The 23,110-nt window shown below is 72.9% G+C and carries 20 protein-coding genes and 1 pseudogene; 14 read left to right on the top strand and 7 right to left on the bottom strand.

The genetic code is table 11. The features are described from left to right. Positions 1-44 precede the first annotated feature (44 nt). From rhaS to ACFQRF_RS18120, 5 genes are all read left to right on the top strand, one after another. The gene (rhaS, locus tag ACFQRF_RS18140) at positions 45-1,112 is read left to right on the top strand and encodes a rhamnose ABC transporter substrate-binding protein (RefSeq protein ID WP_379872299.1); all 1,068 of its coding nucleotides are present in this window, start codon (positions 45-47) and stop codon (positions 1,110-1,112) included. Between the two features lie 154 nt (positions 1,113-1,266). After that, a complete protein-coding gene (locus ACFQRF_RS18135) occupies positions 1,267-1,584 on the top strand; it encodes an L-rhamnose mutarotase (protein ID WP_379872298.1) in 318 nt (105 codons plus the stop codon). Between the two features lie 202 nt (positions 1,585-1,786). Continuing rightward, positions 1,787-2,953 (top strand): L-rhamnose isomerase, encoded by a 1,167-nt coding sequence (gene rhaI / locus ACFQRF_RS18130; RefSeq protein ID WP_379872297.1) that lies wholly within the window; start codon positions 1,787-1,789, stop codon positions 2,951-2,953. 69 nt (positions 2,954-3,022) lie between these two features. After that, positions 3,023-5,077 carry a bifunctional aldolase/short-chain dehydrogenase gene (locus tag ACFQRF_RS18125; RefSeq protein WP_379872296.1) on the top strand — a complete coding sequence of 685 codons (2,055 nt, stop codon included), beginning with the start codon at positions 3,023-3,025 and terminating at the stop codon, positions 5,075-5,077. Positions 5,078-5,430: 353 nt separating this feature from the next. Further along, positions 5,431-6,894, top strand: coding sequence for a rhamnulokinase (locus ACFQRF_RS18120; RefSeq protein WP_379872295.1), 1,464 nt, complete (start codon positions 5,431-5,433; stop codon positions 6,892-6,894). A 390-nt stretch (positions 6,895-7,284) separates the two neighbouring features. On the opposite strand, the gene ACFQRF_RS18115 is transcribed toward ACFQRF_RS18120, so the two are convergent. Continuing rightward, the gene (locus tag ACFQRF_RS18115) at positions 7,285-7,965 is read right to left on the bottom strand and encodes a TetR/AcrR family transcriptional regulator (protein WP_379872294.1); all 681 of its coding nucleotides are present in this window, start codon (positions 7,963-7,965) and stop codon (positions 7,285-7,287) included. A 152-nt stretch (positions 7,966-8,117) separates the two neighbouring features. Between ACFQRF_RS18115 and ACFQRF_RS18110 the strand changes: the two genes are divergently transcribed. Then, positions 8,118-9,689 carry an MFS transporter gene (locus ACFQRF_RS18110; RefSeq protein ID WP_379872293.1) on the top strand — a complete coding sequence of 524 codons (1,572 nt, stop codon included), beginning with the start codon at positions 8,118-8,120 and terminating at the stop codon, positions 9,687-9,689. Positions 9,690-9,917: 228 nt separating this feature from the next. After that, positions 9,918-12,035, top strand: a complete 2,118-nt coding sequence (locus ACFQRF_RS18105) for a catalase (RefSeq protein ID WP_379872292.1) — start codon at positions 9,918-9,920, stop codon at positions 12,033-12,035. Positions 12,036-12,125: 90 nt separating this feature from the next. On the opposite strand, the gene ACFQRF_RS18100 is transcribed toward ACFQRF_RS18105, so the two are convergent. Next, positions 12,126-13,652 (bottom strand): PTS ascorbate transporter subunit IIC, encoded by a 1,527-nt coding sequence (locus ACFQRF_RS18100; RefSeq protein WP_379872291.1) that lies wholly within the window; start codon positions 13,650-13,652, stop codon positions 12,126-12,128. Between the two features lie 212 nt (positions 13,653-13,864). On the opposite strand from ACFQRF_RS18100, the gene ACFQRF_RS18095 reads away from it, so the two are divergent. Beyond that, on the top strand, positions 13,865-14,119 hold the full coding sequence (locus ACFQRF_RS18095) for a hypothetical protein (RefSeq protein ID WP_379872290.1): 255 nt from the start codon (positions 13,865-13,867) through the stop codon (positions 14,117-14,119). Between the two features lie 1,043 nt (positions 14,120-15,162). After that, positions 15,163-16,395: an MFS transporter gene (locus tag ACFQRF_RS18090; protein ID WP_379872289.1), complete on the top strand. Its 1,233-nt coding sequence runs from the start codon at positions 15,163-15,165 to the stop codon at positions 16,393-16,395. A gap of 56 nt (positions 16,396-16,451) precedes the next feature. On the opposite strand, the gene ACFQRF_RS18085 is transcribed toward ACFQRF_RS18090, so the two are convergent. Both ACFQRF_RS18085 and ACFQRF_RS18080 read right to left on the bottom strand, forming a co-directional pair. Further along, positions 16,452-16,727, bottom strand: coding sequence for a PTS sugar transporter subunit IIB (locus tag ACFQRF_RS18085; RefSeq protein ID WP_379872288.1), 276 nt, complete (start codon positions 16,725-16,727; stop codon positions 16,452-16,454). Continuing rightward, positions 16,724-17,194 carry a PTS sugar transporter subunit IIA gene (locus tag ACFQRF_RS18080; RefSeq protein ID WP_379872287.1) on the bottom strand — a complete coding sequence of 157 codons (471 nt, stop codon included), beginning with the start codon at positions 17,192-17,194 and terminating at the stop codon, positions 16,724-16,726. Before ACFQRF_RS18080 ends, ACFQRF_RS18085 begins: the two co-directional genes overlap by 4 nt. Before the next feature lie 230 nt (positions 17,195-17,424). Between ACFQRF_RS18080 and ACFQRF_RS18075 the strand changes: the two genes are divergently transcribed. Continuing rightward, positions 17,425-18,117: an HAD family hydrolase gene (locus ACFQRF_RS18075; RefSeq protein ID WP_379872286.1), complete on the top strand. Its 693-nt coding sequence runs from the start codon at positions 17,425-17,427 to the stop codon at positions 18,115-18,117. Between the two features lie 147 nt (positions 18,118-18,264). Here ACFQRF_RS18075 and ACFQRF_RS18070 read toward each other — a convergent pair whose 3' ends face one another. After that, positions 18,265-18,522 (bottom strand): hypothetical protein, encoded by a 258-nt coding sequence (locus ACFQRF_RS18070; protein ID WP_379872285.1) that lies wholly within the window; start codon positions 18,520-18,522, stop codon positions 18,265-18,267. 135 nt (positions 18,523-18,657) lie between these two features. Here ACFQRF_RS18070 and ACFQRF_RS18065 point away from each other — a divergent pair, with 135 nt between their 5' ends. Together ACFQRF_RS18065 and ACFQRF_RS18060 are read left to right on the top strand one after the other, a co-directional pair. After that, the gene (locus ACFQRF_RS18065) at positions 18,658-18,912 is read left to right on the top strand and encodes a Clp protease/crotonase-like domain-containing protein (RefSeq protein ID WP_379872284.1); all 255 of its coding nucleotides are present in this window, start codon (positions 18,658-18,660) and stop codon (positions 18,910-18,912) included. Continuing rightward, positions 18,906-19,184, top strand: coding sequence for a hypothetical protein (locus tag ACFQRF_RS18060; RefSeq protein WP_379872283.1), 279 nt, complete (start codon positions 18,906-18,908; stop codon positions 19,182-19,184). The genes ACFQRF_RS18065 and ACFQRF_RS18060 overlap by 7 nt, the downstream gene beginning before the upstream one ends. Before the next feature lie 21 nt (positions 19,185-19,205). Here the strand turns inward: ACFQRF_RS18060 and ACFQRF_RS18055 are convergent, their stop codons facing one another. Beyond that, positions 19,206-19,715 (bottom strand): DoxX family protein, encoded by a 510-nt coding sequence (locus tag ACFQRF_RS18055; protein WP_379872282.1) that lies wholly within the window; start codon positions 19,713-19,715, stop codon positions 19,206-19,208. 118 nt (positions 19,716-19,833) lie between these two features. On the opposite strand from ACFQRF_RS18055, the gene ACFQRF_RS18050 reads away from it, so the two are divergent. Further along, a complete protein-coding gene (locus ACFQRF_RS18050) occupies positions 19,834-20,484 on the top strand; it encodes a TetR/AcrR family transcriptional regulator (RefSeq protein ID WP_379872281.1) in 651 nt (216 codons plus the stop codon). Between the two features lie 7 nt (positions 20,485-20,491). Here the strand turns inward: ACFQRF_RS18050 and ACFQRF_RS18045 are convergent, their stop codons facing one another. Then, a complete protein-coding gene (locus ACFQRF_RS18045) occupies positions 20,492-21,751 on the bottom strand; it encodes a heparan-alpha-glucosaminide N-acetyltransferase domain-containing protein (RefSeq protein ID WP_379872280.1) in 1,260 nt (419 codons plus the stop codon). Between the two features lie 473 nt (positions 21,752-22,224). Here ACFQRF_RS18045 and ACFQRF_RS27740 point away from each other — a divergent pair. After that, a pseudogene (locus ACFQRF_RS27740) lies at positions 22,225-23,056 on the top strand (IS982 family transposase); the annotation flags it as partial. Positions 23,057-23,110: the final 54 nt, after the last annotated feature.

The following is a 23,110-nucleotide window of genomic DNA, read 5'->3' as shown; positions in this document are numbered from 1 at the left end:
CGCCGCCGTCCCCCGTCCCGTTCGTCCGACTCCGGGAGGCCCCCATGCTCCGATCCCCGTACCGCGCCGGACTCGCCGGCGCGCTGACCGCGCTGTTGTTCGTCACCGCGTGCGGCGGCACCACCCGTGAGAACGCGCAGGACGCCGGCGGCCCCGAGGCGACCGCCGCCGCCGATCCCGACGCCCCGATCCCCGAGGGCCTGCAGGTGGCGTTCCTGCCCAAGCAGCTCAACAACCCCTACTTCACGGTCGCCGACGCCGGCGGAGCGGAGGCGGTGGCGGAGTTCGCCGGGGAGTTCAAGGAGGTCGGGCCGTCGGAGGCCACCGCCTCCTCTCAGGTGAGCTACATCAACACGCTCAGCCAGCAGGCCAATGACGTGATCGTCACGGCCGCCAACGACCCCAACGCCGTCTGTGGGGCGCTGAACCAGGCTCGCCAGGCGGGGGCGAGCGTGGTCACGTTCGACTCCGACACCGGCCCCGAGTGCCGCGACGTGTTCGTCAACCAGGCGTCGGCGACCGGCATCGCGGAGACGCTGGTGCAGCTGATGGCGGACCAGATCGGCGGCAGCGGGCAGATCGCCTTCCTGTCGGCGACCCCGAACGCCACCAACCAGAACGCGTGGATCGAGCTGATGGAGCGCGAACTGGAGAAGGACGAGTACGCCGACATCGAGCTGGTGACGGTCGCCTATGGCAACGACGACGACCAGAAGTCCTTCCAGGAGACCCAGGGCCTGCTCCGCTCCTATCCGGACCTGGCGGGCATCATCTCGCCGACCACGGTGGGGGTCGCGGCGGCAGCCCGGTACCTGAGCGACTCGGAGTACCGGGGCGAGGTCGCCCTGACCGGTCTGGGCACGCCGAACCAGATGCGGGAGTACGTCGAGGACGGCACGGTGGAGTCGTTCGCGCTGTGGGACCCGGCCGATCTCGGCTACCTCGCCGCCTGGGCCGGGGCGGCGCTGGCGGCCGGGCGGATCACCGGCGCGGAGGGCGAGACGTTCGAGGCCGGCCGGCTGGGCGAGTACGAGGTCGGCGCGGACGGCGAGGTGGTTCTCGGCCCGCCCACCGTGTTCACCGCGGACAACATCGACGACTACGACTTCTAGCCGCGTCGGGGTGTCCGCCGTCCGGGGCCGCGGGGGCGCTTCCGGACGGCGGCTCCGGCCAGGCCTGGAAAGCGCTTCCCAAAACACGTACCGTGGCCGCCGGCACCACGTCGCCGCACCGGGCCGCGCACCACCGAGCGATAGGAGAACGACCATGCAGCGCGTCTGCTTCCTGCTGCGCGTCAGGCAGGACCGGCTCGCGGAGTACCGCGCACGGCACGCCGAGGTCTGGCCCGAGATGCGCGCCGCCCTCACGGCGGCGGGGTGGCGCAACTACTCGCTGTTCAGCCGCGACGACGGCCTGGTCGTGGGGTACCTGGAGACCGACGACTTCGAGGCCGCCCGCGCCGCCATGGCCGGAACCGACGTGAACGCGCGATGGCAGGCGGAGATGGCGCCCTTCTTCGAGGGCATCGAGGGCCGGCCGGACGAGGCCATGGTCCCGCTCACCGAGATCTTCCACCTGGAGTGAGGGCCACGGTGCCGGGTGGAACCGCGACGGCGAACGTTCGCCTGCCGGGCGCCGCGCCTCCGTGACCGCCGCGACCAGCTCCACCGGGACCGCCGTCCACCCTCCCGGCCTCCCAATCGGCACTCTTTTCCACCGATACTTAAAACGTTACAATCGTCGCGGCGCAGCTCTGCGACACCCAGAGATCAGGAGCCCTTGCGACATGACCATCAGCAGCGACGTGCGGGCCGTGCTCAGCCACCAGGAGATCGAACTTCCGTCCTGGGCGTTCGGCAACAGCGGCACCCGGTTCAAGGTCTTCGGGCAGGCGGGCGTCCCCCGCACCCCGGAGGAGAAGATCGCCGACGCCGCCCAGGTGCACCGCCACACCGGCATCGCCCCCAGCGTCGCGCTGCACATCCCCTGGGACCGGGTCGACGACTACGCCGCCCTCGCCGAGCACGCCCGCGAACTGGGCGTGCGGATCGGCACCATCAACGCCAACGTGTTCCAGGACGACGACTACCGGCTCGGCAGCGTCACCAACCCCGACCCGGCCGTCCGCCGCAAGGCGCTGGACCACTTGCTGGAGTGCGTGGACGTCATGGACGCCACCGGCTCCCGCGACCTGAAGCTGTGGTTCGCCGACGGCACCAACTACCCCGGACAGGACGACATCCGGGCCCGCCAGGACCGGCTCGCCGAGGCGCTCGCCGCCGTGCGCGACCGTCTCGGCCCGCAGCAGCGGATCCTGCTGGAGTACAAGCTCTTCGAACCCGCCTTCTACACCACCGACGTCCCCGACTGGGGCACCGCCTACGCGCACTGCCTGCGGCTCGGCGAGCAGGCACAGGTGGTGGTGGACACCGGGCACCACGCCCCGGGCACCAACATCGAGTTCATCGTGGCCTTCCTGCTCCGCGAGGGCCGGCTCGGCGGCTTCGACTTCAACTCGCGGTTCTACGCCGACGACGACCTCATGGTGGGGGCGGCCGACCCCTTCCAGCTCTTCCGCATCCTGCACGAGGTGGTACGCGGCGGTGGGCTGGCCCCGGAGGCGGGGATCGCGTTCATGCTCGACCAGTGCCACAACATCGAGCCGAAGATCCCCGGCCAGATCCGCTCCGTACTGAACGTGCAGGAGGCCACCGCCAAGGCCCTGCTGGTGGACGCGCACGCCCTCGCCGCCGCGCAGTCCGCCGGTGACGTGCTCGGCGCCAACGCGGTGCTCATGGACGCCTACAACACCGACGTGCGCCCCTTGCTGGCCGAACTGCGCGCCGACCAGGGGCTGGACCCCGACCCGATGGCCGCCTACGCCGCGTCCGGCTACGCCGAGAAGATCGTCGCCGAACGGGTGGGCGGGCGGCAGGCCAGCTGGGGAGCCTGACCTCCACCACGGCGCACGACACCCGCCCTCGACGACGAGCCCCGCCCAGAACCGAAAGGCGCACCCGACATGACCGACCAGACGCACCCCGAGGTGGCCGCGCTGCTGGCCCGCTCGCACCGGCTCGGCGCGGACCCCCGCAACACCAACTACGCGGGCGGCAACGCATCGGCCAAGGGCACCGCCACCGACCCGGTGACCGGCGAGCCGGTGGAGCTCATGTGGGTCAAGGGCTCCGGGGGCGACCTCGGCACGCTCACCGAGGCGGGTCTGGCCGTCCTGCGGCTGGACCGGCTGCGTGCGCTCACCGGGGTCTACCCCGGCGTGGATCGCGAGGACGAGATGGTCGCGGCGTTCGACTACTGCGCGCACGGCAAGGGCGGCGCCGCGCCGTCCATCGACACCGCCATGCACGGGCTGGTCGCCGCGGCGCACGTGGACCACCTGCACCCCGACTCCGGCATCGCGCTGGCGTGCGCGGCCGACGGCGAGCGGCTGACCGCGGAGTGCTTCGGCGACCGGGTGGCGTGGGTGCCGTGGCGGCGGCCCGGCTTCCAGCTGGGTCTGGACATCGCGGAGATCAGAGCCGCGCACCCGCAGGCCATCGGCGTCATCCTCGGCGGGCACGGCATCACCACGTGGGGGGACACCGCGGAGGAGTGCGAGGCCAACTCGCTGGAGATCATCCGCACCGCGGAGCGGTTCATCGAGGATCGGGCCGCCGAACGCTCCGGGCACGCGTTCGGGCCGGTCACGGACGCGCTGCGGCCGCTGCCCGAGGCCGAACGGCACGCGCGCGCCGCCGCCCTGCTGCCGGTGGTGCGCGGCCTGGCCTCCACCGACCGTCCGCAGGTCGGCCACTACACCGACGCGCCGGTGGTGCTGGACTTCCTGTCCCGTGCCGAGCATCCGCGGCTCGCCGCGCTGGGCACGTCGTGCCCGGACCACTTCCTGCGCACGAAGGTGCGCCCGCTCGTGCTGGACGTACCGCCCGGCGCCCCGCTGGAGGAGGCCGTCGCGCGGCTCCGCGAACTGCACGCCGCCTACCGCGAGGACTACCGGGGCTACTACGAGCGGCACGCCGGCCCCGACTCCCCGGCCATGCGCGGCGCCGATCCGGCGATCGTGCTGGTCCCCGGCGTCGGCATGTTCTCGTTCGGCCGCGACAAGCAGACGGCACGGGTCGCCGGAGAGTTCTACGTCAACGCGATCAACGTCATGCGCGGCGCCGAGACGCTCTCCCGCTACTCCCCCATCCCGGAGTCGGAGAAGTTCCGGATCGAGTACTGGGCGCTGGAGGAGGCGAAACTGGCCCGGATGCCGGCGCCGCGCCCGCTCGCCACCCGGATCGCGTTCGTGACCGGCGGGGGTTCCGGCATCGGCCGGGCGATCGCGCTGCGGCTGGCCGCCGAGGGCGCCTGTGTGGTGGTGGCCGACCGCGACACCGCCGCGGCTGAGCGGGTGGCCGAGGAGATCGGTTCGCCCGACGTCGCCGTGCCGGTGACGGTGGACGTCACGGACGAGGACCAGATCGCGGCGGCGCTGCGCGCCGCGGTGCTCGCCTTCGGCGGGGTGGACCTGGTCGTGAACAACGCCGGGCTGTCGCTGTCCCGGTCCCTGCTGGAGACGTCCGCGGCGGACTGGGACCTCCAGCACCGCGTCATGGCGCGCGGCTCGTTCCTGGTGGCCCGGGAGGCGGCCCGCGTGCTGGTCGACCAGGGCATGGGCGGCGACATCGTCTACATCTCCAGCAAGAACAGCGTGTTCGCCGGCCCGAACAACGTCGCCTACGGCGCGGCGAAGGCCGACCAGGCGCATCAGGTCCGGCTGCTCGCCGCCGAGCTGGGCGGGCACGGCGTCCGGGTGAACGGCGTCAATCCCGACGGGGTGGTCCGCGGATCCGGCATCTTCGCGGGCGGGTGGGGCGCCCAGCGGGCGGCGGTGTACGGCGTCCCGGAGGAGAAGCTCGGCGAGTACTACGCGCAGCGCACGCTCCTCAAGCGGGAGGTCCTGCCCGAGCACGTGGCAAACGCGGTCTTCGCGCTGACATCGGGGGAGCTGAGCCACACCACCGGCCTGCACGTCCCGGTGGACGCCGGGGTGGCGGCGGCGTTCCTGCGGTAGGCGGCGCGATGAGGCGGCCGGCCGGGTCGGCGGTCTTTGCCGGGCGCCCCACTCCGGCCGCGCCGCACCGGGCCGGTTCGGGCCCGCCGAGCAGCACCGAAATCGCCGGGGCCGCGCCCCCGCGCCGGCACACTGGCGCACCCGCGATCACACCGGTGACAACGGGGACGTCCACGGCGCTGGGCGCCGGGCCGGGGCACGGGCACCACCCCGACCGACCACGGCGTCCCCGGCCCCGAAGCGGCCGGGCCGCCACGCCGCACCGGCGAAGCGCCGTCGGCTCCCTCGCGGCGGTCGTGCCGGTGCGGTCACCGCGCTCCGCCGATACGGCCCTCCACCAGAGAGCGAGACAGATGCCTGACGAGCTGACCTTCGCCGCCGTCGACCTCGGCGCGTCCAGCGGCCGGGTGGTCGTGGGCCGGGTCGGGCCCGGTGTGCTGCGGCTGACCGAGGTGCACCGGTTCCGCAACGAGCCGGTGCGGCTGCCGGACGGCCTGCACTGGGACGTCACCGGGCTGTTCCGGGAGGTGCTGCACGGCCTGGCCGCCGCCGCGCCGGCCCGGCCGGTGACGGTCGGGGTGGACTCCTGGGCGGTCGACTACGGGCTGCTGGACGCCTCCGGGACGCTGCTCGGCGTGCCGTACCACTACCGCGACTCCCGCACCGACGAGGTGGCCCCACGGGTGGTGGCGGCGGCCGGGGCCGACGCGCTGTACGCCGCGAACGGGCTGCAGTACCTGCCGTTCAACACGATCTTCCAGCTGGCGGCGGCGGCCGGAACGGCCCAGCTGGCCGCCGCCCGCACCCTGCTGCTCGTCCCGGATCTCATGGGCTACTGGCTGACCGGGGAACGCGGCGCCGAGCTGACGAACGCCTCGACCACCGGCCTGCTGGACGCCGGTACCCGCACCTGGTCGGCGGACCTCGCCGGAATCGCCGGGATCGACCCGGCGCTGCTGCCCGAGCTGCGGGAGCCGGGCACCGCGATCGGCCCGCTGCTGCCGGACGTCGCGGCCGAAACAGGACTGGCGGGCGTCTCGGTGACCGCCGTGGCCTCGCACGACACCGCCTCGGCGGTGATCGGGGTTCCCGCCCGCTCGCCGGACTTCGGCTACATCTCCTGCGGCACGTGGTCGCTGGCGGGGCTGGAGCTGCCGGGCCCGGTGCGCACGGCGGCGGCGCGGGCCGCGAACTTCACCAACGAGCTGGGCGTGGACGGCAGCACCCGGTTCCTCCGCAACATCATGGGCCTGTGGCTGGTCCAGGAGACGCTGCGGACCTGGCGGCTCGGCTCGGGCGCGCTTCCGGGCCTGCTGGCCGAGGCGGCGCGCGCCGAGCCGTTCACGGCGCTCGTCGACCCTGACGACGACCGCTTCCTGCCGCCCGGCGACATGCCCGCGCGGATCGCGGCGTTCTGCCGTGAGACCGGCCAGCCGGTGCCGGAGTCGCGGGGAGCGGTGCTGCGCTGCGTGCTGGAGAGCCTGGCGCTGGCGCACCGCCGCACCATCCGGACGGCCGCCGCGCTGGCGGACCGCGAGGTGCGGGAGGTGCATCTGGTCGGCGGCGGGGCGCGGAACGAGCTGCTCTGCCGGCTCACCGCCGACGCGCTCGGCCTGCCGGTGGTCGCCGGTCCGGTGGAGGCCACCGCCATCGGCAACGTTCTGGTGCAGGCGCGGGCGGCCGGGGCGGTGCCCGACCTGGCCGCCATGCGCGCACTGGTGGCGGCGACCCAGCCGCTACGGCGCTACACCCCCTCCGGAGGCCGGAGCGCCTGGGCGTCGGCGGCGGCCCGCCTGGGGTGGGGCGAGGACGGGTGACGCCGCCGCCGGCCCGGTCCGCACCACTCCCGGGCGGCCACCAGCCGCTCCGGGTCCGCGTCCGCGAACCCGTACGCCGACGCCGCGAACCAGCGGTCAACGAGATCCCGCGCTCCGGAGCGGCTGGCGGGGAGGTCGGCGTCGGCTCCGCCATCGTGCGCGCCGACGGGGGCGTACGCTTCGGCGGCGATCTCCGCTGACCCGGTGGTCGGCTGTGACCGCAAAGACCGTCGGGGTGGACGCCCACCCGCCTTCGATCCGATGGCCCACGGCGATCGGTATACGGATTGTGAGGCGACCGGGCGGTGACGGTCCGCTCCGGCAGGCTCACTGCACGCTCGTGACGACCGTGCTGATCGCCGTCCCCCCGGAACGGCTCCCCGACACGCCTCAGGACGCGTCCTCCGCCCGGCGTGCCGCGGGCGGGGTGTGGCCGGTGACGCCCCACGCGCCCGTGAGGGCGGGCAGCAGTTCGTCGAGGCATTCGCCGATGACGGCCCGCAGGTCCCCGACGCCACGGCAGCCGCGCTCGTGGCAGACGGTGTGCGCCACGTGCGAGACGCCGCCGAACACGGCGGCGACCAGCCGTGGACGCAGGTCGGTGGCGGGGTCGACCCCGGCACGGTGGGCGATGAGCCCGACCAGCCGGTCCTGGTGCTCGCTCATGCGGCGCAGGTGGGCGGCGAGCAGGGTCGGGGACTCCTCCAGGAGCCGGAGCACCAGCAGCTGGGTCCGGGTGGTGCGCTCGTCCAGGGCGCCCCAGGTCTCGCGGTAGGCGTTGCTGAGCGCCTCGATCGGCGTCTCGTCGCCCGGACGGGCGGCGAGTTTCGTGAGAAACGTCTCCTCGATGTGATCCTGCACGGCGAGGACGGCGTCTTCCTTGCTGGCGAAGTAGCGGAAGAAGGTGCGCTGGGACACCTCGACGTCGGCGGCGATCTCCTCCGTCGTCGTGGCGGCGAACCCCTGTTCCGCGAACCGCCGCAGCGCCGCGTCGACCAGCGCGTCCCTGGTCCGGGCCTTCTTCCGTTCGCGCAGCCCCACCGGCCCGTCGTGCGCCGTCGAAGGTTCCATGCTGCCTCCACCCGGTCGCCGGTTGCCGCGGTGGTACCGGAGAATACACCGGGAGCAACGAAAGTCATATGTTGCCATTTGTCAGTCGCTGACATGATTGTGAGCACCCGCGGCGCACGGGTGCGCACGCGGCTGTCTCGACAGGGGGTTTCATGACAACCACCGCCTCCGCTCCGGCGGCGGTCTCATCCGGATTCCGCGGCGGGCCGTGGGCGACGCTGGTGGCCATCGCCTTCGGCGTGATCATGGTGGCGCTGGACGGGACGATCGTCGCCGTGGCCAATCCGGCGATCGGCGCCGACCTCCAGACGTCGCTGGCCGAGCTGCAGTGGGTGACGCACGGCTACCTGCTCGGCCTCGCCGTGTTCCTCATCACCGCCGGCAAACTGGGCGACCGGTTCGGCTACCGGCGGATGTACCTGGCCGGTGTCGCCGGCTTCGCCGTCGTCTCCGTCGCCATCGCGCTGTCCTCGGGGGTCGTGGCGCTGGTGGCGTTCCGGATCGCCCAGGGCGTTCTCGGCGCGATCATCTCGCCCGCGGCGATGGGCCTGTTGCGGTCCGCTTTCCCGCCGCACCAGCTCAGCCAGGCGTTCGGGGTGTTCGGCGGCATGCTGGGCGCGGCCAGCGCGGGCGGCCCCATCATCGGCGGGCTGCTGGTCAGCACGTTCGGCTGGCAATCGGTGTTCTACATCAACGTCCCGGTCGGCATCATCGCGCTCGCGCTGGGCGGGTGGCTGCTGGCGCCGAACCGGCCGGCCGACCCCGAGTCGCGGTTCGACCTCCTGGGGGTCGGGCTGCTCTCCGTGACGATGTTCGCCCTGGTGTGGGCGCTCGTGGAGGCCCCGGTGGCGGGCTGGACGGCGCCCATCACGCTCGGATCGGCGGCGGTCGCCCTGGTCGTGGGCGCGGTGTTCGTGCTGGTGGAGCGGCGGATGGCCGACCCACTGCTGCCGCTGGGCATCTTCCGGTCGGCGTCGGTCTCGATCGGGGTGCTGCTGATGGTCCTCGTCGCGCTGGGGCTGATCGGCTCGCTCTTCTTCATCACGTTCTACCTCCAGGGGGTGCACGGCTATACGCCGCTGGTCGCCGGCACAGTGACGCTGCCGATGAGCATCACCATGGCGATCGGCTCACCGCTGGGCGGCCGGATCATCGACCGGGTCGGCACCCGCTGGCCGGTCGCGATCGGGCTGCTGGCGGCGGCCGTGGCGCTGTTCGGGCTCTCGCTGCTGCGGCCCGACTCCGGGGTGGCGTTCATGGGGATCTGGTTCGTGCTGCTGGGCGGCGGGCTCAGCGTCGTCATGACCGGCGCGACCGCGGCGATCATCGGCAACGCGCCGGTGCGGTACGCGGGGGTCGCCTCCGGTGTCCAGCAGTCGGCGATGCAGCTGGGCGGCTCGCTCGGCACGGCCGCGCTCGGCGCGGTGCTGTCCGCCGCGATCGTCTCCTCGCTGCCCCGCCACTTCGCGGACGCCGGGCTGCCGGCGATCACCTCCGAGGACGCCACCGCCATGGCGAGCGTGGTGTCGCAGGGTGGCGCGGCCATCCCCGAGGGGGCCGACTCCGCCACCGCGGCGGCCATCACCCAGGCCAGCCACCTCGCGTTCATGGACGGCATGCACCTGGCCTTCGGCATCGCGTCCGTCGTGATGGTGGCCGCGGCGCTGCTGTCGTTGCTGATGAAGCCGGCGCCGCGCGGCGCCGAGCCCGTCGTGCACGTCTGAGCGCGGCGTCCGGTGCGCCGCCGCGCGGCGGCGCACCGGCGCGGGCGCCGCACGACCGTGCGGATCGTGCCGGCGGGTGCAAAGAATGACCGTCCCCGGTTTGACCCCGGACGTGACCGGTAGGGGCACTCGTGAAAAGCGTTCACGTGGCGGTCGCGACCGGGCCGGCCCAGATTCGCGAACCACCTGGCCGCGGCCTCACCCGGCACCGTGAAATGAGGCGGCATCATGGCCGAGGCGCGTCACGAATCCGGCGTCAGCAACGAAAAGGACCGGCAGCTCGACCCCATGCGGACCGACTCCGACCGGCAGCTCACCACCAACACCGGCGTCAAGGTGGACGACACCGACAACTCGTTGCAGGTGGGAGATCGCGGGCCGACTCTCATGGAGGATTTCCACTTCCGCGAGAAGGTCACCCATTTCGACCACGAGCGGATTCCGGAGCGGGTGGTGCACGCGCGCGGCGCGGGCGCCTATGGCTACTTCCACCCCTATGAGTCGATGGCCCGTTACACCAAGGCCGCCTTCCTGAGCGACCCGGCCGAGCACACCCCCGTCTTCGTGCGCTTCTCCACGGTGGCGGGCTCACGTGGCTCCGCCGACACGGTGCGCGACGTGCGCGGTTTCGCCACCAAGTTCTACACGCGTGAGGGCAACTTCGACCTGGTCGGCAACAACATGCCGGTGTTCTTCATCCAGGACGGGATTAAATTCCCCGACTTCGTGCACGCGGTGAAACCCGAGCCGCACAACGAGATTCCGCAGGCGCAGTCCGCGCACGACACCCTGTGGGACTTCGTCGGACTGCAGCCCGAGACCACCCACATGATGATGTGGCTGATGTCGGACCGGGCGATCCCGCGCAGCTTCCGCATGATGCAGGGCTTCGGGGTGCACACGTTCCGGCTGGTCAACGAGCACGGCCAGGGGACGTTCGTGAAGTTCCACTGGAAGCCGCTGCTCGGCACGCACTCGCTGGTGTGGGACGAGGCGCAGAAGGTGGCCGGCAAGGACCCCGACTTCAACCGGCGGGACCTGTGGGACGCGATCGAGCGCGGTCAGTACCCGGAGTGGGAGCTGGGCTTCCAGCTCGTTCCGGAGGCCGACGAGCACCGGTTCGACTTCGACCTGCTCGATCCCACCAAGATCATCCCGGAGGAACTCGTGCCGGTGACCCCAGTGGGGCGGCTGGTGCTGAACCGCAACCCGGACAACTTCTTCGCCGAGACCGAGCAGGTCGCGTTCCACACGGCGAACGTGGTGCCCGGCATCGACTTCACCAACGACCCGCTGCTGCAGGCGCGCAACTTCTCCTACCTGGACACCCAGCTCATCCGGCTCGGCGGCCCGAACTTCCAGCAGATCCCGGTCAACCGGCCGGTCGCCGAGGTGCACAACAATCAGCGCGACGGCTTCGGCCAGCAGCGGGTGCACCGCGGGCAGACCAGCTACTTCCCGAACTCGCTGGGCGGCGGCTGCCCGTACCTGGCGTCGGTCGAGGAGGGCGCCTACCAGCACTACCAGGAGCGGGTGGACGGCGCGAAGATCCGGCGGCGCAGCCCGAGCTTCGCCGACCACTACTCGCAGGCGACGCTGTTCTACAACAGCATGTCGCCCTGGGAGAAGCAGCACCTGGTGGCGGCGTTCCGGTTCGAGCTGGGCAAGTGCGAGCACCGGCACGTGCGCGAGCGGGTGGTGCACAACCTCAACAACGTCGACCACACGCTCGCCCGTGAGGTGGCCGTGGGCGTCGGGGTGGAGCCGCCCCAGGAGGAGGCGGTTCCCAACCACGGCCGCTCCTCCCCCGCCCTCAGCCAGGCCAACACCGTGATGGACTCCATCTTCAGCCGGCAGATCGCGGTGCTCGTCGCCGACGGCGTGGTCTCCGGCCCGGTGCTGGAGCTCCGGCAGGCGATGGAGAAGGAGGGGGCGATCGTCGAACTGCTCGCGCCGACCGACGGCAGCGTGCGCGGCGTCGACGGCACCGAGGTCGAGGTGGACCGCGCGCTGAACACCATGGCGTCGGTGCTCTACGACGCGGTGGTGGTGCCGGGCGGGGTGAACAGCGTGGAGACGCTGCTCGGTGACGGGTACGCGTTGCACTTCGTCACCGAGGCGTTCAAGCACGCCAAGCCGGTGGCCGGCATCGGAGAGGGCGTGGATCTGCTCGCCCGCCTGCCGCTCCCGGGCGTGCGGCTCGCCGACGGAGGGGACGGCGTGGCCGTCGACCAGGGCGTCGTCACCACGCGGGGCGGCGACTCCGACGTGTTCAACCGGGAGTTCACCCGGCTGCTGGCCCACCACCGGGTGTGGGACCGGGAGCTGGACGCGGTCCCGGCGTGAGGTCTCCGCGGAGCCGGCCGGCGCCTGCGTCCGTCCAGGGCGCGGGCGCCGGTCTCTGCGGTGAGGTTCGTGGGAGCCGCGGGCGGACGGTCATGACGAGGTCCGGTCCGAGCCGCCCTCTCCCGTCTCGGGTCTCCCGGTCCGCCGGGTGTGTTCCGCTTCGAGCCGGGCGAGTTCGGCGTCGCGGCGGGCACCGGGGTCCCATCCCGTCTCGACGAGGCGTTTCTGGACGATCACGGCAAGCGTGAACACCAGTGCGCCCGCCAGCAGGGCGAGGACCGCCCCGAGCACGCCGCCGGGGCGGGCCGCGTAGCCGATGAGGATGCCGTACCAGCCGAAGTCGGTGTCGCCGAAGGTCGTGTTCGCCGTGCCGTAGCGGCCGAGCACGCCGAGGAGGACGGCCGGCAGGAAGGTGATGAGGACACCGTTGACGAAGCCGCCGCACACGGCGCCGCGGCGGCCACCGGTGGCGTTACCGTAGACCCCCGCGGCGCCGCCGGTGAAGAACTGCGGGAGCAGGCCGGGCAGCACCACCGCGATGCCGGCCGCGGGGTCGAGCACCGCCACCACGACGGCCAGACTGACCAGGGCGCCGGTCATGCTGGCCAGGAAGCCGACCAGGACGGCGTTCTGCCCGAACGGGAAGACGATCGGCGCGTCGAGCGCCGGGACCGCGCCGGGCACGATGCGGTTGGCGATGCCCTGGAACGCCGGGATGAGTTCGCCGAGGATGGTCCGCACCCCGTAGAGGATCACGGCGACGCTGACGCCGAACAGCAGGCCCTGCATCACCGACTGCATGAAGTAGTGCCCGACCGTCGGCTCGGCACCGTGCAGCGGCGGGAACATCCGCCGCGCGGTCGCGCTGCCTTCCTTCCACAGGTACGCCACGGCCACCAGCGGGTAGATGAGCCCCATGGACAGGCCGGTGGACACCATGGGGTCCCGCAGGAACCGCAGCCCCTCGGGGACCTGGACGTCCTCCGTGCCACGGCCGCGGCGGCCGACGAGCTGGCCGACGAGCCCGGCCGTGATGTAGCCGAGGCTGCCGAAGTGGCCGATCGCGATCTTGCCGTCCCCGCCCACCCGGCGGGTCCACGGCTGGGCGAGCGCCGGCATGGACACGAACATCACGGCGAGGAGCACCGCGCCGAGGAGCACCGTGACGACCGGCGGCAGCCGCGCCGCCGCGAGGACCAGGGTGACGAGGGTGGACATCCAGAGGATGTGGTGCCCGGTGAGGAAGACGTAACGCAGCGGCGTGAACCGGGCCAGCAGCAGGCTGAGCACGAAGCCGCCGAACATGACCCAGGGAACCCGCGGCCCGAGTTCCGCCTGGACCAGGGCGACGATCGCCTCGTTGTTCGGGATCACGCCGTGCGCCCCGGTCACGGAACGGATCATGGTGCCGAGCGGCTTCAGCGACATGGTGACGAGCATGGCGCCGACCTCGATGAGCAGGAAGCCCAGCGCCGCCTTCACGCCGCCGCCCACGATCTGCGAAAGGGGGCGCCGGAGCGCGATCAGCCCGACGGCGGTGATCAGCCCGACCAGGTAGGCCGGAACGGTGAGCACCTCGTCGACGACGAACTCCATGACCGTGAGAATGCGCTCCATGTGCCGCCTCGATGTCCCGTTCGGTGTCGCGGGGAGGTCATGCGCACATCACCGCTAACCAGCGAGGGCGATGGTAATGCCGCCGCCTCGTCTCCGCCCCGACCAGCGGGAACGTCCGCGCGTCGCCGCCCGCGCCCCCACGGACGCCCCGTCCCTCGACAAAAAGGCATAACGTAAGACCCGAACACTCCACTTTGACAGAGAGGCGAGGCGTGTCCGCCGACGAGGTAACGACCGACAAGGACTTCAGCAAGCTCGACCACCCTTCAGGTTTTCCTCCGGTGGTCTTCACGGCGACCGGCGAACCCCAGACCGACCCATCGCGGACCTCCGTCATCGACCTGGGCGCCTTGGCGTACCGGGACGCCGCTGAGCACAACACGGCGCACACGGCCGGCCGTACCGCGCCCGCCACGCCCGCCTCCGGGTGGCAGGCGAAGCCGACGAAGAGGGGGCCGCGGGCCTAGGGCCTGTTTTTGGAATGTCTGCGGGGTGGTCCGGTGTTCTGGAGCCCTGTTCGGGCCCTGGGAGACCGCCGCGGGGGGCTTCGCCGCTGGTCGCTGGAGGGGGGGCGGGTTCGCCGGACGGCTGGGCATCGGGGCCGCCCACCCGGGCTTCTCGGCGTCGGTATCGGTTCCGCCATGGTAGGCGTCGGCCACGACGCCGCCGGGGCGGCGGGAACAGGGTGGAATGGAGGTGGTGGGGTGGTGCCGGGATGGGCTGGCCGCGCAGGTCCTCCTGCTCGCCGCTGCCCGCTGCGGTTTCCTGGCCGTCGCCGCCGGGCCGGGCCGGTGAGGCGGCACGCTGTTGTTCGCCCGGCTGTTGGCCGGTCCGCGGCTGGGTCTCGGCAACGGCCCCCGGGCCCGGCCGGCCGCTGGGCGGCAAGGCCTGCTCCTCGCTGGCGGTTCGCGCCCGACTGCGGGGCCGGGGTATCAGGGCGGCCATCGCCCTGCCGCGCGGCCGGCGGGAGTACCGTCGCGGGCGCGGATCGCGGGGGCGGGCCGCCGGTCTTCGACCGGGCCGCCTGCCGGGGCCGTGACACGGTCGAGCGTGCGATCAACCCGCTCAAGCAGGATCGGGCGGTCGCGGCCGGGTACGGCAGGAGGGCCGTGGTCTATGACGGGGCCGTCCGGCTCGCCGCCATCCGCCTCCGGTTACGCGACCTCACCCGTTCAACGAACACTGCCTAGCCGGTGCCGCCGACGGGCTGTCGGTCCCGCCCGGGCGCCCGGGCGGGTGTCGCGCGCGGATGCGACACCCGCCGGGTGTGCCGAAGCGGCACGGTGGCCCCGGACGGCCGCCCGGCGCGCTCACCCCGGCGGCTCGGCCGCCTGTCGCCGCAGGTGAACACCCCGTGGCAACGCGGACATCGTCCTCTCCCGGTCCTGATCGGAAAAACACCGAAAAACCCTCTCCCCAGCGGGGGACGACTTCCTCTAGCCTCGGATCATCGCTCCGGCGGAAAGGGCTTCCACCGGGGCGTTTTCCCTGCTCGCGCAACGGAGGTTCGGTGCCCAGCGACGAACGCACCCTGGTAGCTCCCGGCACGGTCGATCGGCGGGCCCGGCTCGCCGTCGCCGGGCTCTTCTTCGTCAACGGCTTCACCTACGCCAACCTGGTGCCGTGGTTCCCCACGATCAAGGACCGGCTGGACCTGTCGAACGCCGCCCTCGGCAGCGCCATCGCGGTGATGCCGCTGGGAGCCCTGCTGCTGGGCATGCTCGCCGGGCCGCTGATCGCCCGGCTCGGGAGCGGGCGGTGCGCCGTCATCACCAGTGCCATGGCCTGCTGGACGCTGCCGCTGATCGCGCTCGCGCCGAACTGGGCGGCGCTGGCCGCGGGCCTGTTCTGCCTGGGCGCGCTGGACGCCTGGACGGACTCGGCCATGAACGCGCACGGTCTGCGGGTGCAGCGCCGGTACGGGCGGACGATCATCAACACGTTCCACGCCCTCTGGAGCCTGAGCGCCGTGAGCGGCGGCCTGATCGGTGCGGCCATGGCCGGTTTCGGGGTGCCGATCGTGCTGCACCTGACGGGTGTCTCGGTGCTGCTGACGGTGACCGCCCTGACGGCCGCCCGGTTCCTGCTGGCCGGCCCCGACCACAGTGAGCGATCGGACGGCACCGAGCACACGAACCGGCGCGATCTCGCCCTGGCGCTGCGCGGCGCCGCCGGGGTGCTGCTGGCGCTCGGTGTGCTGCTGATGCTGGCCGGCGCCATCGAGGACTCCGCGGCCTCCTGGGGAGCCGTCTTCGCCCGCGACGAGCTGCAGACCTCGGCATTCCTCGCCGGCCTGCCGTTCGTGGCGTGCCAGGCGCTGATGACGGTGGGGCGCCTGACCGGCGACCGCCTGACCGACCGGTTCGGCGCGGTGGCGGTGAGCCGTGTCGGCGCGCTGGTCGCCGCGGGCGGCATGGGGCTGGCCCTCCTGGTGCCGGCGCCCGCCACGGCCGTCCTTGGGTTCGGCCTGGCCGGGTTCGGGGTCGCGACGCTGTTCCCGCTCGGGCTGGCGGCGGCCGGGAACATCCCGGGCGTGCGCAGCGGTGACGGCGTGACCATCGTCGCCTGGCTGGCGCGGGCCGGATTCCTGTGCTTCCCGCCGCTGGTGGGGGTCATCGCCGACGCCGGTTCACTGCGGATCGGCCTGGCGCTGATCCCGGCCGCCGCCCTGGTGGTCGCCGTGCTGGTGGCCGCGCTCCGTCCCCGGCCCGCGGCCGCTCCGGCGGGCGGTCCCGGAGCCTGACCGGGCGCGCACCGCGCCACGGGTCCGGCCGGGCGGCTTCGCCCGGCCGGGTCCGGTCAGCGGCGGACCTCGGCGGCGAGCTTGCGCTCGATCTCGTCCTCGTCGACGAAGCTGTCGATGACCAGCACCGGGATGCCGACGTCACCGATCTCGTCGGCGATCGTCGCCGAGGTGAGCACGATGTCGGCGGTCGCGGCCGCGCCGCGTGCCGTGCCGATGTCGGCCACCTCGACGTCGGCGTCGATGTTCAGCCGCTCGATGGCCTGTTCGGCGTTGGCCTTGAGGATGACGCTGGTGCCGATGCCCATGGCGCAGACCGCGAGGATCTTCATCGCTCCGCCTCGTCGTGCTCGATGAGCAGGGCGCGGATCTCCTCCGGGGTGCGGGAGGCCCGCAGGGCCCGGAGCAGATCGTGGTCGGCGAGCAGGTGCGAGACACGGGCCAGGACCGACGAGTGGCCGTCGTGGTCGACGGCGGCCAGCCCCACCACCAGTTCGACGGGGTCGTTGTCGGGATGGCCGAACTCCACCGGGGTGGCCAGGCCCGCCCAGGACAGCGCGGTGCGCAGCACGGCGGGCGAGGGCCGGGCGTGCGCGAGCGCGATCCCGGGCGCGATGACGATATAGGGGCCGTGCTGTTCCACGGCCGTGCGCATCTGCTCGGTGTAAGCGTCGGTGGTCGCTCCCGCCGCGACCAGGAGTTCCCCGGCGGCCCGGATGGCGGCCCGCCAGTCCGCGACCTGGATGCCGGTGATGATCGCCTCGGCGGCGAGCAGCCGCGTGATCGCCGATCGCCCCATCGGCCTCCTCCCGGATCCGCGCGTCGCCTCATTCCCACGCTAGGCCGGTTTCGCGCTGAAGTAACGCACATCGTCCGATGTGTCGTCGCGGTTCCGCAGCGTGCGGGCGGCCCCGCCCCCCACTCCTGGGCAGCGAAATCCCGTTGCCGCGCGGGCGGCGCACCCGCCATGATGGCGGGCGCCGGTGCCACAAAGCGGTCCGGCGGGAAGTGACGGACGTGGGGGTGGGCGTGCCTCGGCACAATCTGATCTTCGACGCCGACGACACGTTGTGGGAGAACAACGTGCTCTTCGAACGGGCGAAGGAGGCGTTCGTCGAGAGCGTCGTGCGTTCCGGAACCGCCCGCGCGCGGGTGCTCGCCGTGCTGGAGGAGGTCGAGCGCGAGACGGTCGCGACGATCGGCTACGGGGTGGACGGGTTCGAGCACTCTCTGACGGTCTGCCTGACCCGGCTGCGCCCCGACCCGCCGCTCGGCGACGCCGACCGCGCCGTGCTGCGTGAGATGTGCGCCCCGATCCGGTCGCACACGCTGGAGATCATCAAGGGCGTCCCGGAGACGCTGCGGAGCCTGGCCGACCGGCACGCCCTGTTCCTGCTGACCAAGGGGAACCTGGCGGAACAGCAGGGGAAGATCGACCGGTCCGGCCTGGCCCCGCTGTTCACCGGGGTCGGGATCGTCCCGGAGAAGAACCCGGCCGCCTACCACGGGTTCTGCGAGCGGCACGGGCTGAACCCGGCCGACACGTGGATGATCGGCAATTCGCCGCGCTCGGACGTGCGGCCGGCCCTGGCCGCCGGGCTGGGAGCGGTGCTGGTCCCGCACCCGATGACGTGGTCGCTGGAGCACGCCGAGCTACCCGAAGGCCACCAGCGGTTCCGCACCATCGACCCGTTCGCGCGGCTGGCCGAGGTGTTCCGCTGACCCGGACCGCCGGCCGGTCGCCCCTGTCGGCGGTGATGGGCGGGGGTTCGAGCCACACCCGCTCGGCCGGCGGCTTGACCGCGCTTTCGGCCTTCCACCGCGGTGTGCGGGGATGGGCGCCAGCGGTCAGCCCCGCCGCGTTTCGGGTCAGCGAGTGTCGGGCCGGAGGAAGGCGACCTCCGTGCGGGTGATGACCGTGCTCTCGGGGTGCGGGATGCCCCGCTCGTCGGTGCGGGAATCGATCAGCACCGCGGTGGTGTGGTCGATCGTCAGCCGGTACGGACCGGCGTAGCGCTCCCTGAGCCGCTGCTCCAGTTCGGCACTGGCCGACGCGGCGCCCGCGTCACCGAGCACGACCGCGGCCGTGGCCAGTGCTCCGAGCGCGATCCGCAGTCCGGCGGGCACGTCTCTCCCCTCGTCCGGCGACCGGGCGCGACGACCGGTCACCGTGGCACACCGTGACGACTCGTCGCTCTTCCGGCACTCTACGTCACCGCGCGCCACCGCGTGACGCGCCACGCGGCCGCATAACGTCCACGTATGCGGCCCGACGACCAGGCACTCCTCAGGCGCGACGGCGACTTCGCGACGATCACCATGAACCGCCCCGAGCGGCGCGACCTCTCGCTGGACGACATGCGCGAGCTCATCGCCGCCTTCGAGGAGGTGGCCGGGTCGGACGCGCCGGGGATCGCGCTGGCCGGCAACGGCCCGGTGTGCTGCTCCGGCCACGACTTCGCCGACGTCGCGAACGCCGACCTCGCGGGGGCGCGCGAGCTGCTGGACACGTGCTGATGCGCACCGCGCGGTGGGTCCCGCAGGTGGCCGTCGCGCGGGTGCCCGCCCTGGTGACGGCGGCCGGCCGCCAGTCGGTGGCCGGCCGCGAACCCGCCGTCGCCACCGACTCCGCAGGCTTCGCCGCGCCGGGCGGTACGGGCGGGGGTTCGTCGGAGGCCGTCGCCAACCGGCACGCCGCCGCGGTAATGGCGGCCGGCGGCCGGACACCCGAGGCGCGCGAGGGCGTCGCCGCGTTCCTGGAGAAGCGTCCGCCGCACTGGCCGACCTGACCGGCGACGGCCGCGCGGACGTCAGGACCGGACCGCCGTGGCGTCCCGCTCGGCCGCCCGTGCCGCGCGCGACGGCAGGGCGGCCCAGAGGGCGACGCCGATGTAGAGCACCTGCTCGGGCACGCGCACCACGAGCGGGGTGGCCGCCTCCCCGGCGAGCGGCACGGCGTTGAGGGCGGCGTGGACGTTGGCGGGAAAGATCAGCACGAAGAAGGCCGCCAGGCACCACCCGGCCGCGCGGCGAGTGGCGGGCAGCACCAGCCCGGCGGCCCCCGCGAGTTCGAGCACGCCGGTGGCGTAGACGGCGAACTCGGGAGCAGGGACCTGCGGGGGCACCATGGCGATCATGTCGGCGCTGTTGGGCATCACCGTCACCGAGGGCGGGACGAAGTGCGCGCCGGCGGTGAACAGCAGCATCACGGCCAGCCCGTGCGCGGCGCTCGCCTGCCAGGTGCGGAAGCGGTGTACGCCCAGGGCGCCCAGCGCCCGGAAAGCGAGCAGTGATGTGAGCAGCACGAGGGGAATCAGCATGGTCCTCAACTCCTAGCGAGCGCGATGGGACGGAGGGCGCCCACCGCATCTTGTCAGCGTCAAGTCTGCGGACCGCACCAAATCTTGTCAATGACAAGATTCCGACTACACTGCGAACATGTCTTCTCGCAGCGCCTACCACCACGGGGATCTCCGCCGGACCCTGCTGGACGCCGCTCTCGTCCTGATCGCCGAACGGGGCGTCGCCGCGGTCAATCTCCGCGAGCTCGCCCGGCGCGCCGGGGTCTCCCACGCCGCGCCCGCGCACCACTTCACCGACAAGGCCGGCCTGTTCACCGCGATCGCGACCGAGGGCCACATGCTGCTCGCCCAGGCCCTGTCCCCCGCCTCGCCCGAGGAGAACGGTCCCGGCCGCGGCGCCGTGGCGCCCGCCGGGGAGACCGCGCGACTGCCGGCGCTACGCGAGATGGGCGCGCGCTACGTGCGCTTCGCTCTCGACCATCCCGCGCACTTCGACGTGATGTTCCGTCCCGACCTGTGCCGGGTGGACGACCCCGAACTGGCCGCCGCCCGCAGACGCAGCGGTGCGCTGCTCACCCGCGCCCTGCCCGGCGGCCCGGACGGACCGCACACCCGCGGCTACCTGCTGGCCGCGTGGTCGGCGGCGCACGGGTTCGCCACGCTCTGGCGGAGTGGCAGCCTCACCGCGGTGACCGGTGCCGACACCCCGGAGCGCTACTTCCACGAGGCGGCGCACGCGATGTTCTCCGGCGCACCGGAGGCGCCCGAGCCGACCGAGGACGGCTGAGGGCGGCTCAGCTCCGGACGTCCTCGATGCCGGGCCGACGCGGAACCAGCAGATCGGCCGCCACCGCGCCGAGGCGGCCCAGCCCCCACTCCAGCGGGCCGCGGCCGATGAGCGCCCGCCAGACGGGGGCCAGCAGCAAGGCCGTCAGGACGAACATCTCCAGCCGGAAGGGCGCGACGTCCTCCGTCGAGGCGGCCAGCCAGGCGATCGCGACGATGTGGCCCACATAGACGGTCAGCGCCATGGAGCCGGCCGCGGTCAGCGGGTACAGGACGGGACCCAGCAGGTCCGCCAGAATCAGGCAGCCGGCGAGGACCAGGAGCGCGGTGCCGACGGCACCGGCGATTTCGAACGTGGTTCCGCTGTGCGGGGACGCCGCGGCCAGCCACCAGGGGCTGTCCGTGGGGACGGAGCCGTGCAGCGAGTTGAGCTGCCCGGCCATCCACTCCCGCAGGACGTCCCGCATGGTGGGGTCGGCGGGCACGGTGGCGGCACCGCCGTAGTAGTCGGCGACCTGGTCCGCGGCGAGCCGGTCGATCCCGCCCAGTCCGTACATGAGCACCCAGGATCCGCCGTAGCCGAGCGACAGCAGGGCGGCGCCCGTCCCCGCCAGGCCGATCCGGACCCGCAGGGCGCGCAGGTCCAGCCGGCCCACAGCCATGCCGGCCAGCACGAACGCCATGAACGTGCAGGCGGGGTAGTAGCCGGTGAGCAGGAAGTCCGACACGCCACCGATGGACCCCTCCACGAATCCCGTGGTGCCCATGGCCGACCGGATAACGAACGAGAGCTGGGGTCCGGCCAGGGCGACCCCGGCCGCGACCGCGGCGAGGGCGCCGGCGCGGAGCCGCAGCAGCGGGAGCGCGAGCACGAAGAACCCGCCGTAGTAGGCGAGGATGACCGCGATGGGGGTGTCCAGCAGATCGAGCAGGCCGCCGATCAGCGCGAGGACGACGGCCCGGACCAGCAGCCGAGCCGTGACGCGGTGCCCCGGGTTTCCGGTCAGCGGCGTACCGCGGCCGGACATGAGCGCCAGCGACACCCCGGCCAGGAACGCGAACAGCGCCGAGGAGCGCCCGCGCGCGAGCTGATGCAGCGCCTCGGCGGCGTCGCCGCCGAGCAGTCCGATGGCCCCGACCCCCAAGTGCACGGTGAACATGCCGAACACGGCGAGCGCCCGCGCGGCGTCCACCCCGGCGATGCGCTCGGCCCGTGGGGGTGCGGGTTGCTGTCCGATATCGCCGTCATCAACGGCCTGCTGCGACACGCCGTCCAGGCTAGGGGGTATTGAGAGCTTTTGTCCCTCTGAACGCCGCACCCGGGCCGGCGGACCGGTACGCCGGGCGGCGGGGGAACCAGCCGGACCCGGCCATGAGGAACCGGCCACGCGCCGCCGCGGAGCGGAGGCGCCCCGACCACAGTGGGCCCGGCGGCTCGCGAGAAGCCCTTCGGGCCGTGATCCGCTCCGGGAACCCGCGGCCGCTCACCGGCCGCCCCTCCGCCCCGGACCGGCGACCTCCACACGACCCGCGCCCAACCGCGCGGTACCCGCCGCATCGTGGCCGAAGGCCCGGGAACAGAACGAACGCCGACCGTTCCGAGAAGCCCGATCCCACCGAAACGGTGGCCGCAAAGACTCCGAACCACGCGCCGGACCGGACAGGCCCCGCCCGCCTAGATGGTCGATGGGAAATCAGGGAACCGGCTGCTGGCATGGCGAAGGGCGCCCACGATCGATGTGTGACCAACAACCTGGACGCCCTTCTCACCACACGCTACGTCCATCTCGACGACCATGTCCTGCCCTCCCGCCAATCGGTGCCGAAGCCGGGGCGGCCCCGCCTGCTCACCAACGCCGAACTCGTCTGCATGGCCACCGCCCAGGTGCTGCTGCGCTGCGATGCCGAGCACCACTGGCTGCGCGTGGCCCGCTCCCGGATCGGGCCACCTGTTCCCGCGCCTGCCGGGCCGGTCCGCGTACAACCGGCAGCTGCGCGCCCTGGTCCCGGTGCTCTTCGCGGTGACCTTGTCGCCGGCCGCGCTACCCCCACTCACCAGGAGAAACTCCGGTTGATGGACGGTACCCCGGTGCGCTGCGGAGCGTCCCGCGTGACGGTGAACCGCTCCGGCCTGCGCGAGATCGCCGGCTGCGGCATGGACACGTCCCACCACTCCTTCTACCGGGGCGCCGAACTCATGCTCATCACCACCACGACGGCGCGGTACGCGCGTTCACCCTGGCCGGCCCCAAGGAGCTGGACGAGCGCAAGCAGGCCCGCCACCCGCTCCACGTCCAGGAACGCGCGCCGGGGCCGTGCGCATCGTGTGCGACACGGGCTTCGCCGGGGCCGGGATCCAGAAGGCCGCCGCCGGCCCGGGCCACGCGCTCATCCGCCCGGCCCGCCGCGACGAGCACGCCCCCGGCGTCTTCCCAGGCCGGCCGCACCAGCGCATCAAGGCGGTCATCCGGACGCCGAAGAACCAGCGCGGCCCGCAACGCCACCAGACGCGCACCACCGAAGAACTCTGGGCGCGCACTTACCGGCGCATCCCCGCCCTCAACACCGCACTCAGCACCGCGATCCGTCACAACCGGCCCGGCGGTCCGCTGCACCCACGACATTCG

This window comes from Marinactinospora rubrisoli, from assembly GCF_042664915.1.
Taxonomy (GTDB): domain Bacteria; phylum Actinomycetota; class Actinomycetes; order Streptosporangiales; family Streptosporangiaceae; genus Marinitenerispora; species Marinitenerispora rubrisoli.
This window is presented reverse-complemented; position numbering and strand designations above follow the sequence as displayed.